At 57.7% G+C, this 13,344-nt stretch carries 14 protein-coding genes; all 14 read left to right on the top strand.

Annotated features, from left to right (window positions below; translation table 11 throughout):
• Window positions 1-289: 289 nt before the first annotated feature.
• The 14 genes from fapR (at window position 290) to trmD (ending at window position 13,319) form a co-directional block, all read left to right on the top strand.
• Window positions 290-868 carry a transcription factor FapR gene (gene fapR, locus AV656_RS04845; protein ID WP_063179448.1) on the top strand — a complete coding sequence of 193 codons (579 nt, stop codon included), beginning with the start codon at window positions 290-292 and terminating at the stop codon, window positions 866-868.
• The gene (gene plsX / locus AV656_RS04840; protein WP_063179446.1) at window positions 865-1,860 is read left to right on the top strand and encodes a phosphate acyltransferase PlsX; all 996 of its coding nucleotides are present in this window, start codon (window positions 865-867) and stop codon (window positions 1,858-1,860) included. The genes fapR and plsX overlap by 4 nt, the downstream gene beginning before the upstream one ends.
• Entirely contained in the window at window positions 1,853-2,797 is a 945-nt protein-coding gene (gene fabD / locus AV656_RS04835; RefSeq protein WP_063179444.1) for an ACP S-malonyltransferase, read from the top strand. The genes plsX and fabD overlap by 8 nt, the downstream gene beginning before the upstream one ends.
• A 1-nt stretch (window position 2,798) precedes the next feature.
• Entirely contained in the window at window positions 2,799-3,545 is a 747-nt protein-coding gene (gene fabG / locus AV656_RS04830) for a 3-oxoacyl-[acyl-carrier-protein] reductase (RefSeq protein ID WP_063179442.1), read from the top strand.
• Between the two features lie 114 nt (window positions 3,546-3,659).
• Entirely contained in the window at window positions 3,660-3,896 is a 237-nt protein-coding gene (gene acpP, locus AV656_RS04825) for an acyl carrier protein (RefSeq protein ID WP_063179440.1), read from the top strand.
• Window positions 3,897-4,019: 123 nt separating this feature from the next.
• Window positions 4,020-4,781, top strand: coding sequence for a ribonuclease III (gene rnc / locus AV656_RS04820; RefSeq protein WP_063179438.1), 762 nt, complete (start codon window positions 4,020-4,022; stop codon window positions 4,779-4,781).
• A 1-nt stretch (window position 4,782) separates the two neighbouring features.
• Window positions 4,783-8,391, top strand: coding sequence for a chromosome segregation protein SMC (gene smc, locus AV656_RS04815; RefSeq protein ID WP_063179436.1), 3,609 nt, complete (start codon window positions 4,783-4,785; stop codon window positions 8,389-8,391).
• Window positions 8,388-9,407, top strand: a complete 1,020-nt coding sequence (ftsY, locus tag AV656_RS04810; protein WP_063179434.1) for a signal recognition particle-docking protein FtsY — start codon at window positions 8,388-8,390, stop codon at window positions 9,405-9,407. Before smc ends, ftsY begins: the two co-directional genes overlap by 4 nt.
• A 78-nt stretch (window positions 9,408-9,485) precedes the next feature.
• Window positions 9,486-9,821: a putative DNA-binding protein gene (locus AV656_RS04805; RefSeq protein ID WP_063179432.1), complete on the top strand. Its 336-nt coding sequence runs from the start codon at window positions 9,486-9,488 to the stop codon at window positions 9,819-9,821.
• A gap of 17 nt (window positions 9,822-9,838) precedes the next feature.
• Window positions 9,839-11,197, top strand: a complete 1,359-nt coding sequence (ffh, locus tag AV656_RS04800) for a signal recognition particle protein (RefSeq protein WP_063179430.1) — start codon at window positions 9,839-9,841, stop codon at window positions 11,195-11,197.
• Between the two features lie 286 nt (window positions 11,198-11,483).
• On the top strand, window positions 11,484-11,756 hold the full coding sequence (rpsP, locus tag AV656_RS04795; protein WP_063179428.1) for a 30S ribosomal protein S16: 273 nt from the start codon (window positions 11,484-11,486) through the stop codon (window positions 11,754-11,756).
• A gap of 18 nt (window positions 11,757-11,774) precedes the next feature.
• Window positions 11,775-12,005: a KH domain-containing protein gene (locus AV656_RS04790; protein WP_063179426.1), complete on the top strand. Its 231-nt coding sequence runs from the start codon at window positions 11,775-11,777 to the stop codon at window positions 12,003-12,005.
• A gap of 64 nt (window positions 12,006-12,069) precedes the next feature.
• A complete protein-coding gene (gene rimM, locus AV656_RS04785) occupies window positions 12,070-12,585 on the top strand; it encodes a ribosome maturation factor RimM (RefSeq protein ID WP_063179424.1) in 516 nt (171 codons plus the stop codon).
• Window positions 12,585-13,319: a tRNA (guanosine(37)-N1)-methyltransferase TrmD gene (gene trmD / locus AV656_RS04780; RefSeq protein WP_063179422.1), complete on the top strand. Its 735-nt coding sequence runs from the start codon at window positions 12,585-12,587 to the stop codon at window positions 13,317-13,319. The genes rimM and trmD overlap by 1 nt, the downstream gene beginning before the upstream one ends.
• Window positions 13,320-13,344 lie beyond the last annotated feature (25 nt).

Genomic DNA, 13,344 nt, shown 5'->3' with positions numbered 1-13,344 from the left:
CCAGTCTCTTATTGCCTGCTCCTCAACGCTGCGCTTTTGCACGCAGATGCCAATCTGCGTATTGGCATCGGCTAAGGCAACGACCGCGGTAAGCGAGGGACTGGAGTGGAAATCCGGTGTGTTTTTTAGAGTGAACTGTAGTTCAATGGGGTTATACACTACTATGACTACAGGATTTAAGAGCATTAGCCACACTGCAAAAAGCAAAGTTTTCAAGCATGGTTGCAATCTGCCCCGCCTGTTTTATATACTCATATTAGTACCAAGTGCTAAATCCGGTGGTGAAAACATGAAACTGCAGAAACGAGAGCGTCAGGCACGCCTCTCTTCACTGCTGGAGGAGAATCCGCTGCTTACTGACGGCGATCTTGCCGAATACTTCGGAGTCAGTGTCCAGACCATCCGGCTTGACCGGATGGAGAAGGGGATACCTGAACTGCGGGAACGCCTGAAAGATGTGGCCGTCCGCTCGCTTGATGACGTAAAGTCGCTGCCGATCGACGAAGTGATCGGCGACATCATCGATATTGAGCTGGACAAGCGGGCGGTGTCCGTGTTCGACGTCACGAAGGACCACGTCTTCCAGCGAAACGGCATTGCGAGGGGGCACCATCTGTTCGCGCAGGCCAACTCCCTTGCGGTGGCGGTCATCGACGACGAGCTTGCGCTTACCGCGGCATCATCGCTGAGCTTCATCAAACCGGTGAGGGCGGGAGAGCGTGTCGTCGCCAAAGCGGCGGTCCGGCCGGACGGACGGCCCCGCAGGTCGATCGTGGAAGTCATCTCGACGGTGGGCGACGAGCCTGTTTTCACCGGAACATTTGAAATGTACCGGACCCACGAGAGCGGAAAAGAGGGACAATCATGATCATAGCAGTAGACGGAATGGGGGGCGACCACGCCCCCGGTGCGGCGGTTGAAGGAGTGCGACAGGCACTTGAGGTTTTCCCGGACATCCGGATCAGGCTTTACGGGGATTCCGGCAAAATCGGTCAGATGATCGGGGCGCATGAGCGCCTCGAGGTCATCCATTGCACCGAGAAAATCGAAGGGGAAGACGAACCGGTCCGTGCCGTCCGGCGGAAAAAGGACTCATCCATGGTTCGCATGGCACAGGCAGTGCGCGACGGGGAGGCCGATGCGGGCGTCAGCGCCGGAAATACAGGCGCACTCATGGCTGCCGGTCTCTTCGTTGTCGGCCGTCTGGCCGGGGTCGACCGGCCGGCACTTGCACCGACCCTTCCGACCCTTGACGGAAACGGTTTTGTCATGCTTGACATGGGGGCAAATGCGGACGCCAAGCCGCAGCACCTTGTGCAGTACGCGATTATGGGCAGTATCTATGCCGAGCAGGTACGCGGGATCCAAAATCCCCGGGTCGGTCTTCTCAATATCGGCACCGAAGAAAATAAGGGAAATGAACTGACCAAGGAGGCCCACGCCCTCATTGCCGCATCTCCGGTCAACTTCATCGGAAATGTGGAGGCGAGGGATCTGCTGACAGGAGTCGCCGACGTTGTCGTGACCGACGGCTTCACCGGCAACATGGTGCTGAAGACGATCGAAGGAACCGCTCAGGGTCTCATGTCCATGATCAAAGACGCCTTCATGTCGAATGCAAAAGGGAAGATTGCCGGTCTCCTCGCCAAGGACGGGCTGAAGGACCTGAAAACGAAAATGGATTATACAGAGTACGGCGGTGCCGGCCTGTTCGGCCTGAATGCACCGCTGATCAAGGCACACGGCTCCTCAAATGCCAACGCCGTCATGAACGCCATCCGCCAGGCCAGGACCATGGCCGGCCAAGGCGTGACGGAACACATCGGAGAGACGATCGGAAGGATGGGGAAACATGAGTAAGATCGCATTTGTCTTCCCTGGCCAGGGCTCGCAGAAAGTCGGCATGGCCTCGGAATTTATCGGCAGCGGCGCCGGTTACAGAAGTTTCGCTGATGAAGCGGACAGCCGCCTGGGCATCGGTCTGAGCGGACTGATGCAGGAAGGTCCTCAGGAAGAACTGACACTCACCTATCATGCGCAGCCTGCGCTGCTGACGGCAGGCGCGGCGATCGACGCGGCGCTGAAGGAAGCGGGCATCCGTCCGGACTATGCTGCCGGGCACAGCCTCGGTGAATACACAGCGCTTGTTTCGGCCGGTGTCCTGACATTTGGTGATGCTGCGGAAACGGTTCACCGCAGAGGCCTGTACATGAACGATGCCGTCCCGGCAGGAGAAGGCTCGATGGCAGCCATCCTTGGACTCGGTGCAGAAGAACTGAAACGCGTCACCGACGACGTGACCAAAGAGGGGCACCCTGTACAGCCGGCCAATCTGAATTGTCCGGGCCAGATTGTCATCTCGGGCAGCAGCCGCGGTGTCGAGCTTGCCTGCGAGGCGGCAAAGGCGGCAGGCGCCAAACGGGCAATCCCGCTTGACGTGAGCGGGCCGTTCCACTCTTCGCTCATGAAGCCGGCGGCACAGAAACTCCAGCAGCAGCTCGATTCCGTCGGGTTTGCCGAGGCGGAAATTCCTGTTATTGCAAATGTCACCGCGGAACCCGTGCAGGATCCCGAACAGACAAAGCAGCTTCTTGTGGAACAGCTGTATTCACCTGTGCGCTGGGAAGAATCCGTCCGGAACATGATGGATCTCGGTGTGACACTCTTTATCGAGTGCGGACCGGGAGGCGTACTGTCCGGACTCATCCGGAAAATCGACCGTTCCGCCACTGTTCTCAGGGTTGAAGATACAGAAACATTGAACAAGGCCGTCGAGACGGCGAAAGGGTGGTCGTGAAATGGGCAAACTTACCGGTAAATCCGCTATTGTGACGGGGGCTTCCCGCGGCATCGGCCGAGCCATTGCCATCGCCCTTGCACAAGAAGGCGCAAAGGTAGCCGTAAACTTCGCAGGCAGCGAAGAAAAGGCTGCGGAGACGGTCAGGATGATCGAGGAAGCCGGCGGAGAGGCATTTGCCATCCGCGCATCGGTCAGCAACCAGGAAGACGTCAAGCAGCTTGTGGACGGGACTATGGAGCGCTTCGGCGCCGTCGACATTCTTGTCAACAATGCGGGCATCACGAAGGATAACCTCCTCATGCGCATGAAAGAGGAAGAATGGGACGACGTGCTGTCGACCAACCTGAAAGGGGTCTTTCTCTGCACAAAGGCCGTCGCGCGGCCGATGATGAAGAAACGGTCAGGCACGATTATCAATCTGGCATCCGTCGTCGGCGTCGCGGGAAATCCCGGCCAGGCCAACTACGTTGCTGCAAAGGCGGGCGTCATCGGACTGACGAAGACGGCGGCCAAGGAACTGGCTGCACGCGGAATCCGGGTCAACTCGGTAGCACCCGGATTCATCACGACGGATATGACGGACAAGCTTCCCGAAGACGTGAAGGCAGCCATGCTGGGCCAGATTCCGCTCGGCAGGCTCGGAGATCCGGAACACGTGGCCCGTGCCGTCGTCTTCCTTGCTTCGGAGGATTCTGCATACATCACCGGCCAGACACTTCATGTTGACGGCGGAATGGTCATGTAACCCCTTGTCCCTGAACGGTCAGCCTGTCATACTGGTTGGGTGGCCGGAAAAGTGGAAGGCATCCGCCCGAAGCGGGCCGATAAACAGACTCTCCCGTGAGAGGAGGTGAACGTATTGGCAACTGTTCTGGAACGTGTGACAAAGGTGATCGTCGACCGTCTCGGCGTTGATGAGAGCGAAGTAAAAACTGAGGCATCCTTCCGTGAGGATCTTGGTGCGGACTCTCTTGACGTCGTGGAGCTCGTCATGGAGCTTGAGGACGAATTCGACCTTGAAATCTCCGACGAAGATGCGGAGAAGATCGGAACTGTCGGAGACGCAGTTTCTTATATTGAAGAAAAGACCGCGTAATCGGTTTTGAAGAGGCAGGCGAGCAGTCCGGAGACGGACGGGCGCCAGCCTCTTTTGCCGTTTTGCGTTACCCTGCCGAAAGGGGTAAACTTAGCATATATCCACAACGGAAAGGCAGATCTGATGACTATGAACAAAAAAGAGCGCCACATCAAAAAAGGTTCCTATCCGGAATCTGTCCATAAGCGATTTGCCGATTTTGAGGAGAACATCGGCTTCACATTCAGTGACCCGACCCTCCTGTACCGTGCATTCACACACTCCTCGTATGTGAACGAGCACAGGAGGAGGATCCATGACGACAACGAGCGCCTTGAATTTCTGGGTGATGCCGTCCTGGAACTTGCCGTCTCCCGTTTTTTGTTTGAAACTTATCCATCCATGAGCGAAGGCGAACTGACCAAGCTGCGTGCCGCGATCGTCTGCGAACCGTCCCTCGTACAGTTTGCGGACGAGCTGGATTTCGGCCGCTACGTGCTGCTCGGAAAAGGCGAAGAGCAGACCGGCGGCCGCACACGTCCCTCCCTTCTGGCCGATGTGTTTGAAGCATTCATCGGCGCCCTTTATCTGGACAACGGATTCGACAAAGTCGTCGGGTTCCTTGAACGGATCGTCTTCCCGAAAGTGAAGGTCGGTGCTTTTTCCCATGTGATGGATTACAAGAGCCAGCTTCAGGAAATGGTGCAGCAGTCATCCAGCGGCCAGCTCAACTACCGGATTGTGGACGAAAAGGGACCTGCGCATGATCGCGTGTTCGTATCGGCCGTTACGATCGGCGGCGATGAACTGGGCCGCGGAGAGGGCAAGTCGAAGAAAGAGGCGGAGCAGCTGGCGGCCCGCCACGCCATCAGCGAACTGCGCAAAACTGAAGGGCAGGCGGAATGATTTGTATCTGAAGCGACTCGAAATTATCGGGTTCAAGTCGTTCGGTGAACGAATCGGCCTGGACTTTGTGCCGGGGGTGACCGCGGTTGTCGGCCCGAATGGAAGCGGAAAAAGCAACATCACCGATGCTATCCGCTGGGTCCTCGGCGAACAGTCGGCAAAAACCCTCCGGGGAGGCAAGATGGAAGACGTCATCTTCTCCGGGAGTGACTCGAGGAAGGCGCTGAATTTTGCCGAGGTCACGCTGATTCTTGACAACTCGGATGGCCGCGTGCCGCTCGACTTTAGTGAAATCAGCGTCACGCGCCGCGTGTTCCGCTCGGGGGACAGCGAATACCAGATCAACCGGCAGGACTGCCGGCTCCGGGATATCGTCGATCTGTTCATGGATTCGGGACTCGGCAAAGAAGCGTTTTCCGTTATTTCGCAGGGCCGGGTCGATGAAATTCTGAACAGCAAGCCGGAAGACCGCCGTGCGATCTTCGAGGAAGCGGCGGGCGTGCTCAAGTATAAGCAGCGCCGCCGCAAGGCTGAACATAAGCTCTTCGAAACGGAAGATAACCTGAACCGGGTCCTCGACATTCTCCATGAACTGGACGGGCGCCTCGAACCGCTCCGGATACAGGCATCCGCCGCGAAGGATTACCTCGCGATGTCCGGAGAGCTGAGTGAAATCGGCACTGCTCTGCTTTCACATGACATCCGGGAAAATGAAAAGCAGCTGGCGGAAATCCGAAAGCGCCTGGAAGAGGCAACAGGGCTCGAGCAGGCCACTGCCGAAGAAGCCGCACGCCACGAATCAGAACTCGGCCGTCACCGCAGTGAAGCGGAAACGCTTGCTGCAAGGATTGACGGCCTGCACACCGCGCTCGCAGAAGCGGCGGCGAACGTTGAGAAATGGGAAGGCCGAAAACAGGTGCTTGCCGAGAGGAAGACCCATGCAGAGCGGCAGCTGGAAAGACTGCGGGAAGACCTGGCAGAAACAGTAGAAGCGGCAGAAAGACTCAGACAGCGGAAAGAGCAAGCCGGGCAGGAAGCAAACATCCGGAAAAAGGCCCTCCGGGAGATCCGATCCGAAATCCGGCGACTGCAGGAAGTCATGGACCGCCCGCTGGATGAGACGGCCCGCAAGATCGACGAGCTGAAATCCGCCTATATCGAGCTGCTCAACGAAGAAGCAGCCGTGAAAAATGAACTCAAGCATCTCGGGCAGCAGCTCGAGTATCAGGCCGTATCCGCCGAGCGGAACCGGACGCGTGCGGGAGAGGCCCGTGCAGAATGGGAGGAGGCCTCCGCAGCGCTTGCCGAGGCGGAACGGGAACTCACCGCCCTGAAAGAGCGGCTGTCAGCCGTAAGGTCCGATGAAACGGATCTGGCATCGTCCAGGGAGCAGACTGCCGCCGAGCTAAACGGGAAACAGGAGCAGCTGTACAAGGCATACAGCCTCCTTGAAAAGCTGAAGGGGCGGCGGGAGGCCCTTCTTTCGATGGAAGCGGAATTCGCCGGATTCCATACCGGTGTCCGGGAAGTGCTCCGCGCGGCCGAAAGCAATCGCCTGGACGGCATTGAAGGGGCAGTCGCCTCGCTTGTCGACGTAAAAAAAGAATTTGCTGGTGCCGCAGAAACGGCCCTCGGCGCAGCTGCACAGAATATTGTCACCGTCACGGAAGCCGATGCCCGCCGGGCGATCGGCTACCTGAAAAACAGCCGGAAGGGCCGGGCGACATTCCTTCCGCTTTCTGTCATGAAGCCGCGTCGGGTGGATGCTTCCTCCCTTTCCCGCGCTTCTTCGCATGGGGATTTTGTAGGAACGGGGGATACGGTCGTGACGGCGGAGCAAAAGTACATGCCGATCGTGCAGAACCTGCTAGGAAACGTACTCATCTCCCGAACCCTGAAAGGTGCCAATGAAATTGCAGGAATGACCGGTCACCGCTACCGTGTCGTGACGCTTGACGGCGACGTTGTCAATGCCGGAGGTTCCATGACCGGCGGCGGAACAGATCGGGGCAATCCGATTTTCATGAGAAAAGCGGAGCTCGAACAGGTCACCGAAGATGCCGGCCGGCTCGAAAAGTCGATCGGCAATGCTGAAAAGGCCATTGCCCTGCTGAAACAGCAGCTCGCGGAAGAATCGGGGAACCATGAACGGGTGAGGGAAGAACGTGAAGCACTGACGGAGAAGGAAGTCGCATCAGTCGGCCGGGTCGCGGAGCTGAAGGCGGCCGAGAGGCGCCTGGCCGACCGTCTTTCCCTGTTCGGCGACGAGGAATCCGGCACGACGGTCCTTGCCTCGGGAATCCGGGATCGCATCCTGGAAGCCGAATCACGGCAGACTTCCCTCAAGGAAGAACTTGGCCGGGCATCCAAGGAGATCGAAGAGATGACGGGCCTTTATGAAGAGGGGCGAACCGAGCGCGACCGGATGAACAACCGGCTCGGTGAGCTGAGGCAGGAAGCCGCAGTTCTTGCCGAGCAGCTGGCGCAGGCAGAATCGGCCGCCGCTTCCGTCGAGGAAGAGCTTTCCGGGCGCCTTGCCAGGGCAGAGCGTCTCCGGGAAGAGATGGAGTGGACAGCCGGAGGGGATGCCGGCTCAAGCCCCGAAGAAGCCGAGAATGAACTGCGTGAATGGAAAGAGAAAAAGGCCGCCCTTGAAAAAGACCTGTCAGCCGCTCTTGATCAGCGGGAATCGCTTCAGCAATCCATCGCGTCCGCGGAAGGCAGATTCCGGCGTGCAGCCGAAACGAGAGCAACACATTCCGCATCCGTCCGGGAATCCGAGCTCATCGCCGGCCGGATCACCTATGAGCTTGAATCACTCCGCAGCTCCCTTGAGGATGACTACGGGATCGATGAACTCCCGGTTGAAGGGATCCGGTTCCCTGAAAATCTCGGCCCGGAGGAAGCCCGTAGGAAAGTGCGGCTCCTGAAGCAGTCTATCGAGGAGCTGGGACCGGTCAACACCGCATCAATTGAAGAATTTGAAACTGTATCGGAGCGCCATGCGTTCCTTACGGATCAGCGCAATGATCTGCTCGAGGCCAAAGAGACGCTTGAGAGCGCCATCGACGAGATGGACACCGAAGTAACCGAACGGTTCAGCAGCACGTTCCATGCGGTCAGCCGTCAGTTCGGCATCGTCTTCAAGGAGCTGTTTGGCGGGGGCAGGACAGAGCTGGTCCTCACCGATCCGGACGACATGCTCCGGACCGGCATTGATATCGTGGCATGTCCGCCGGGCAAGAAACTGCAGAACCTGAGCCTGCTTTCGGGCGGTGAGCGGGCATTGACCGCGATCGCACTGCTTTTTGCCATCCTGAAAGTCCGGCCGGTGCCGTTCTGTGTGCTTGATGAAGTCGAAGCAGCGCTTGACGAGGCCAATGTGCTCCGCTACAGCGATTACCTGAAGAAATTCAGCAGCGAGACGCAGTTCATCGTCATCACCCACCGGAAGGGGACGATGGAAGGCGCCGACGTGCTTTACGGCATCACCATGCAGGAGTCCGGCATCTCGAAACCGGTCTCCGTGAGGCTGACGGAAGGCAGCGAAGTGGAATACGAGGAGCCTGTCCCGTCTGTCGGGGCCGGCACGGAAGGAGCGGGATTATGAGTTTTTTCAAGAAGCTGAAAGAGAAAATGACCGGCAAGCCGGATGAAACGACGGAAAAATATAAGGACGGGCTGGAAAAGACGAGAACATCGTTTACTTCTAAGGTGAATGACCTCATCGCCCGTTACCGGAAGGTGGATGAGGACTTTTTCGAGGAGCTGGAGGATCTCCTGCTTCAGGCGGATGTCGGATTCGAGACGGTCATGCAGCTGATGGATGACCTCCGTTTCGAAGTGCAGCGACGGAACGTCAAGGATACGGAAGGAATCCAGACCGCCATTTCCGAGAAGCTGGTCGATATCTACCGCAAAGGAGAAGAGGGCGAAGGCGGCCTCAATATGCAGGAAGAGGGACCGACTGTCATCCTTCTCGTGGGCGTGAATGGCGTCGGCAAGACGACGACGATCGGCAAACTGGCCAACCGGTTCATCGGGGAAGGCAAGACGGTCATGCTCGCTGCCGGGGATACGTTCCGTGCCGGAGCGATTGACCAGCTCCAGGTATGGGGAGACCGGGTCGGGGCTGAAGTAATCCGCCAGGCGGAGAATTCGGATCCTGCGGCAGTCATGTATGATGCGGTGAGGGCAGCGAAGAACCGGAAAGTGGATGTGCTGATCTGCGATACGGCCGGGCGCCTCCAAAATAAAGTCAACCTGATGAACGAGCTCGAGAAGGTGCACAGGGTAATCGGCCGGGAGCTGCCGGGCGCACCGCATGAAACCTTGCTGGCGCTCGATGCGACGACCGGACAGAACGCCCTCATCCAGGCCGAGACATTTAAGGAAGCCACGAAAGTCACTGGCATCGTCCTGACTAAGCTGGACGGCACCGCGAAAGGCGGAATAGTCCTCGCCATTCGCAACAAGCTTGGCATTCCGGTCAAGTTTGTCGGTCTCGGGGAAGGCGTGGAAGATCTCCAGCCGTTTGACGCAGAACGGTATGTTTACGGTCTCTTCGCCGAGGGCCTCGAGCAGGAAGCCGAGACACTCGGAGGGGAGACTCCGGGGGAAGAGTGAAAGACAAGGGGATTTACTTGACAGGACGATCAGCCCTGTATAGAATGCTCTTGACGGAGACGGGAAGGAGGGGCTTTGATGCTGCTTGAAAAAACGACCCGGATGAACTTCCTGTTTGACTTCTATCAGGCACTCCTGACCGAGAAGCAACGGAGCTATATGGACCTGTATTACCTGAACGACCTGTCCCTGGGGGAGATTGCGGAACAGTATGACGTCTCCCGCCAGGCGGTCTATGACAATATCCGCCGCACAGAAGCCATGCTCGAAGAGTACGAGCAGAAGCTCCAGCTTTTCGGCAAGTTCCTCCAACGGCGCGAAGCCGTTGATGCACTTGTGGCCGATGTGGAACGCGGCGGGACGGATGCCGGGGACCTGATCCGGCGTCTGCATGAACTGAAAGAATTCGACTGATAGGAGGCGGGCAATCGATGGCATTTGAAGGATTGGGCGAGCGCCTGCAGCAAACGCTTCAGAAAATCAAGGGCAAGGGGAAAGTGACCGAGGCCGACGTCAAAGAGATGATGCGCGAAGTCCGATTCGCGCTGATCGAGGCCGACGTCAACCTGAAGGTCGTCAAGGAATTCGTCAAGAAAGTGAGCGAACGCGCCGTCGGATCGGACGTCATGGAAAGCCTGACGCCGGGACAGCAGGTCGTCAAGATCGTCCGTGACGAACTGGCGGCCCTCATGGGCGGCGAAGCCGAGACGATCACATTTGCGAAAAAACCGCCGACCGTCATTATGATGGTCGGACTGCAGGGTGCCGGGAAAACCACGACAACCGGCAAGCTCGCAAACCTCATCCGGAAGAAATACAACCGGAAACCGCTCCTGGCCGCTGCCGACGTTTACCGGCCAGCCGCGATCCAGCAGCTGGAGACGATCGGCAAGCAGCTCGGCATGCCGGTCTTCCAGCTCGGAACGGAGGCAAACCCGGTTGATATCGCCAAACAGGCCATCGCCAAGGCGAAGGAAGACCACCACGATGTCGTCTTCATCGACACGGCCGGCCGGCTCCAGATCGACGAGGACCTCATGCAGGAACTCCGGGATATCCACGATGAGGTGAAACCGGATGAGGTCTACCTCGTCGTCGATGCGATGACCGGCCAGGTTGCCGCGAATGTGGCGGAGACCTTCGATCAGCAGGTCGGGGTCACCGGCGTCGTCCTGACAAAGCTGGACGGCGACACCCGGGGCGGCGCGGCGCTTTCGATCCGTTCCGTCACCGGAAAGCCGATCAAGTTTGCCGGGATGGGAGAAAAACTCGACGCACTCGAGCCGTTCCATCCGGAGCGCATGGCTTCCCGGATCCTCGGGATGGGCGATGTCATGTCGCTGATTGAAAAGGCGCAGTCCAATGTCGACGAGCAAAAAGCGAAGGAACTGGAACAGAAGTTCCGGGACCAGTCGTTCACGTTCGACGACTTCCTTGAGCAGCTGGAGCAGGTGAAGCAGATGGGGCCTCTTGATGAGATCCTCAAAATGCTTCCGGGCGCAGGCAAGATCAAGGGCATCGACAACGTGAAGGTGGACGAAAAACAGATGGGGCGGGTAGAGGCCGTCATCAAATCCATGACGACCGAGGAAAAGTCCAAACCCGAAATCATCAACTCCAGCCGCAAAAAGCGCATTGCGCGCGGCTCCGGCACGAGCATCCAGGAAGTGAACCGCCTGCTCAAGCAATTCGACGAGATGAAAAAGATGATGAAACAGATGTCGAACATGCAGCAGGGCAAAGGCAAACGCAAAATGAAAATGCCGGGCCTCGACTCGCTGTTTAAGTAAGTTGCTTAATTTTGATGTGAAAATGCCCGTCTGTCTGATTGAAGCGAAAGGCCCGAGACACCTGCGGGAAAAGCGTTAGCCGAAGTCCCCGAGGATGTCGCGCAACGCTTCGCGCTGCGCACAGACGCCAGTCTCCGTACTGGCGCCGGCTAAGGCGACGCCCGCGGTAAGGGAGGGCCTGTAGCGGAAATCAGCTGGATTTAAGGTGTTAAGAAAAAACACTTTACAAAGCAATAATGACTTGGTAATATACTATCTTGTGTGAAACTATTCGGAGGTGCTAACCATGGCAGTTAAAATTCGACTTAAGCGTATGGGCGCAAAAAAGACGCCTTTCTATCGTATCGTAGTAGCAGATTCCCGTTCCCCTCGTGACGGCCGCCAGATCGAAACGATCGGCACATACAACCCGCTCACGACGCCGGCTGAGCTCAAGATCGACGAAGAGCTTGCAATCAAATGGCTTCAGAACGGCGCGAAGCCTTCTGATACGGTACGCAACCTGCTCGCTACGCAGGGCATCATGGAGAAATTCCATAACGCCAAGACCGCAAAATAATTTGACGGAGGCGACATGATGAAAAAGCTGATTGAAACGATCGTCAAACCGCTCGTTGATCATCCGGATGAGGTCCGGATCGGCGTGGAAGAACGGCAGGGCAGGCTCGTCTGCTCGCTGTCCGTCCACCCGGAAGACATGGGGAAAGTGATCGGCAAACAGGGCCGGGTGGCATCCGCGATCCGGACTGTCGTAAATTCAGCTGAAGGCGCAGGCCGGAAACGGGTGCGCGTCGACATCATGGATTAAGGAAGGGACGATTCAGGTTCCTTCCTTTTTCATACCCCGAAAAACCGATGAAGGAGGACGACGGATGAACTGGTATAACGTCGGAAAAATCGTCAACACGCACGGCATCCGCGGGGAAGTGCGTGTGATGTCGCGTACGGATTTCCCTGAGGAGCGCTATGCGAAAGGGGCGCGCCTTGCACTCTTCATGCCGGGTGCGAAGGAGCCGGTCATGCTGACCGTGGCCTCCCACCGGGTCCATAAGAACTTCGATCTCCTTACATTCGAGGGCCATCCGAACATCAATGATGTGGAGAAGTATCGTGACGGCATCCTGAAAGTGTCGGATGAAGACCTCGGGGAACTGGAAGAAGGCGAATTCTACTACCATGAAATCATCGGCTGCACGGTTGTCGACCAGGAAGGCCGTGAAATCGGCAAGGTGACCGAGGTTCTGGAGACGGGCGCGAATGACGTCTGGGCGGTCAAGCCGCCGGAAGGCAAAATGCACTACATTCCGTACATCGAGGATGTCGTCCTGGAAATCGATCCCGAAAACGGACGGATTGTCATTGATCCGATTGAAGGGCTGTTGTCCTGATGAAGATCTCGGTCCTGTCCATCTTCCCCGAAATGTTCGGCGGTGTTTTCAATGCATCCATCCTGAAACGGGCGCAGGAAAGTGGTGCCGTAAGCCTCGCGGTTCGGGATTTCCGCGAATTCGCCACGGACAAGCACCATAAGGTCGACGATTATCCATACGGCGGCGGTGCGGGCATGGTCCTGAAGCCGGAGCCGCTTTTCCGCGCCGTGGAAAACCTCTCGGACGGCCGCTCACCAAGAATCATCCTTATGTGCCCGCAGGGAGAACGGTTCACCCAGAAAAAGGCCGAGGAGCTGGCGAAGGAAGACGATCTCATCTTCCTGTGCGGGCACTATGAGGGCTATGACGAACGCATCCGCGAACACCTCATCACCGACGAGATCTCCATCGGCGACTTTGTCCTCACCGGAGGGGAACTTGCGGCGATGACGGTCATCGACAGTGTCGTCCGGCTCCTGCCGGGCGTGCTCGGAAATGAGGAATCCCCTGCACTCGATTCGTTCTCTACGGGGTTCCTGGAACATCCCCATTACACCCGCCCGGCGGACTTCAGGGGGATGAAAGTGCCCGATGTCCTAATGTCCGGAAACCATGCGGAAATCGAGCGCTGGCGCGAGGAGCAGTCGCTCAAGCGCACATTTGAACGGAGGCCCGACCTCCTCGGGGAAACTGAACTTACCGGCCGTCAGAAGGAAGTGCTCCGCAGGCTCGGCTGGCAAGAAAAAGAGTAAGTCCCGGGCTTGCCCGGAGACCGCT

The sequence above is a fragment of the Bhargavaea cecembensis genome, from assembly GCF_001619585.1.
Lineage (GTDB): Bacteria > Bacillota > Bacilli > Bacillales_A > Planococcaceae > Bhargavaea > Bhargavaea cecembensis_A.
Note: the sequence above shows the minus strand (reverse complement) of the source record. Positions and strands in the feature narration are given on the sequence as shown.

What these genes read in the sequence shown, in the direction of transcription:
- trmD (WP_063179422.1), top strand. Translation starts at nt 12,585, where the DNA reads ATGAAGATCTCGGTCCTGTCCATCTTCCCCGAAATGTTCGGCGGTGTT.
- fapR (WP_063179448.1), top strand. Translation starts at nt 290, where the DNA reads ATGAAACTGCAGAAACGAGAGCGTCAGGCACGCCTCTCTTCACTGCTG.
- rpsP (WP_063179428.1), top strand. Translation starts at nt 11,484, where the DNA reads ATGGCAGTTAAAATTCGACTTAAGCGTATGGGCGCAAAAAAGACGCCT.
- AV656_RS04790 (WP_063179426.1), top strand. Translation starts at nt 11,775, where the DNA reads ATGAAAAAGCTGATTGAAACGATCGTCAAACCGCTCGTTGATCATCCG.
- plsX (WP_063179446.1), top strand. Translation starts at nt 865, where the DNA reads ATGATCATAGCAGTAGACGGAATGGGGGGCGACCACGCCCCCGGTGCG.
- AV656_RS04805 (WP_063179432.1), top strand. Translation starts at nt 9,486, where the DNA reads ATGCTGCTTGAAAAAACGACCCGGATGAACTTCCTGTTTGACTTCTAT.
- rimM (WP_063179424.1), top strand. Translation starts at nt 12,070, where the DNA reads ATGAACTGGTATAACGTCGGAAAAATCGTCAACACGCACGGCATCCGC.
- fabD (WP_063179444.1), top strand. Translation starts at nt 1,853, where the DNA reads ATGAGTAAGATCGCATTTGTCTTCCCTGGCCAGGGCTCGCAGAAAGTC.
- ftsY (WP_063179434.1), top strand. Translation starts at nt 8,388, where the DNA reads ATGAGTTTTTTCAAGAAGCTGAAAGAGAAAATGACCGGCAAGCCGGAT.
- rnc (WP_063179438.1), top strand. Translation starts at nt 4,020, where the DNA reads ATGACTATGAACAAAAAAGAGCGCCACATCAAAAAAGGTTCCTATCCG.
- fabG (WP_063179442.1), top strand. Translation starts at nt 2,799, where the DNA reads ATGGGCAAACTTACCGGTAAATCCGCTATTGTGACGGGGGCTTCCCGC.
- ffh (WP_063179430.1), top strand. Translation starts at nt 9,839, where the DNA reads ATGGCATTTGAAGGATTGGGCGAGCGCCTGCAGCAAACGCTTCAGAAA.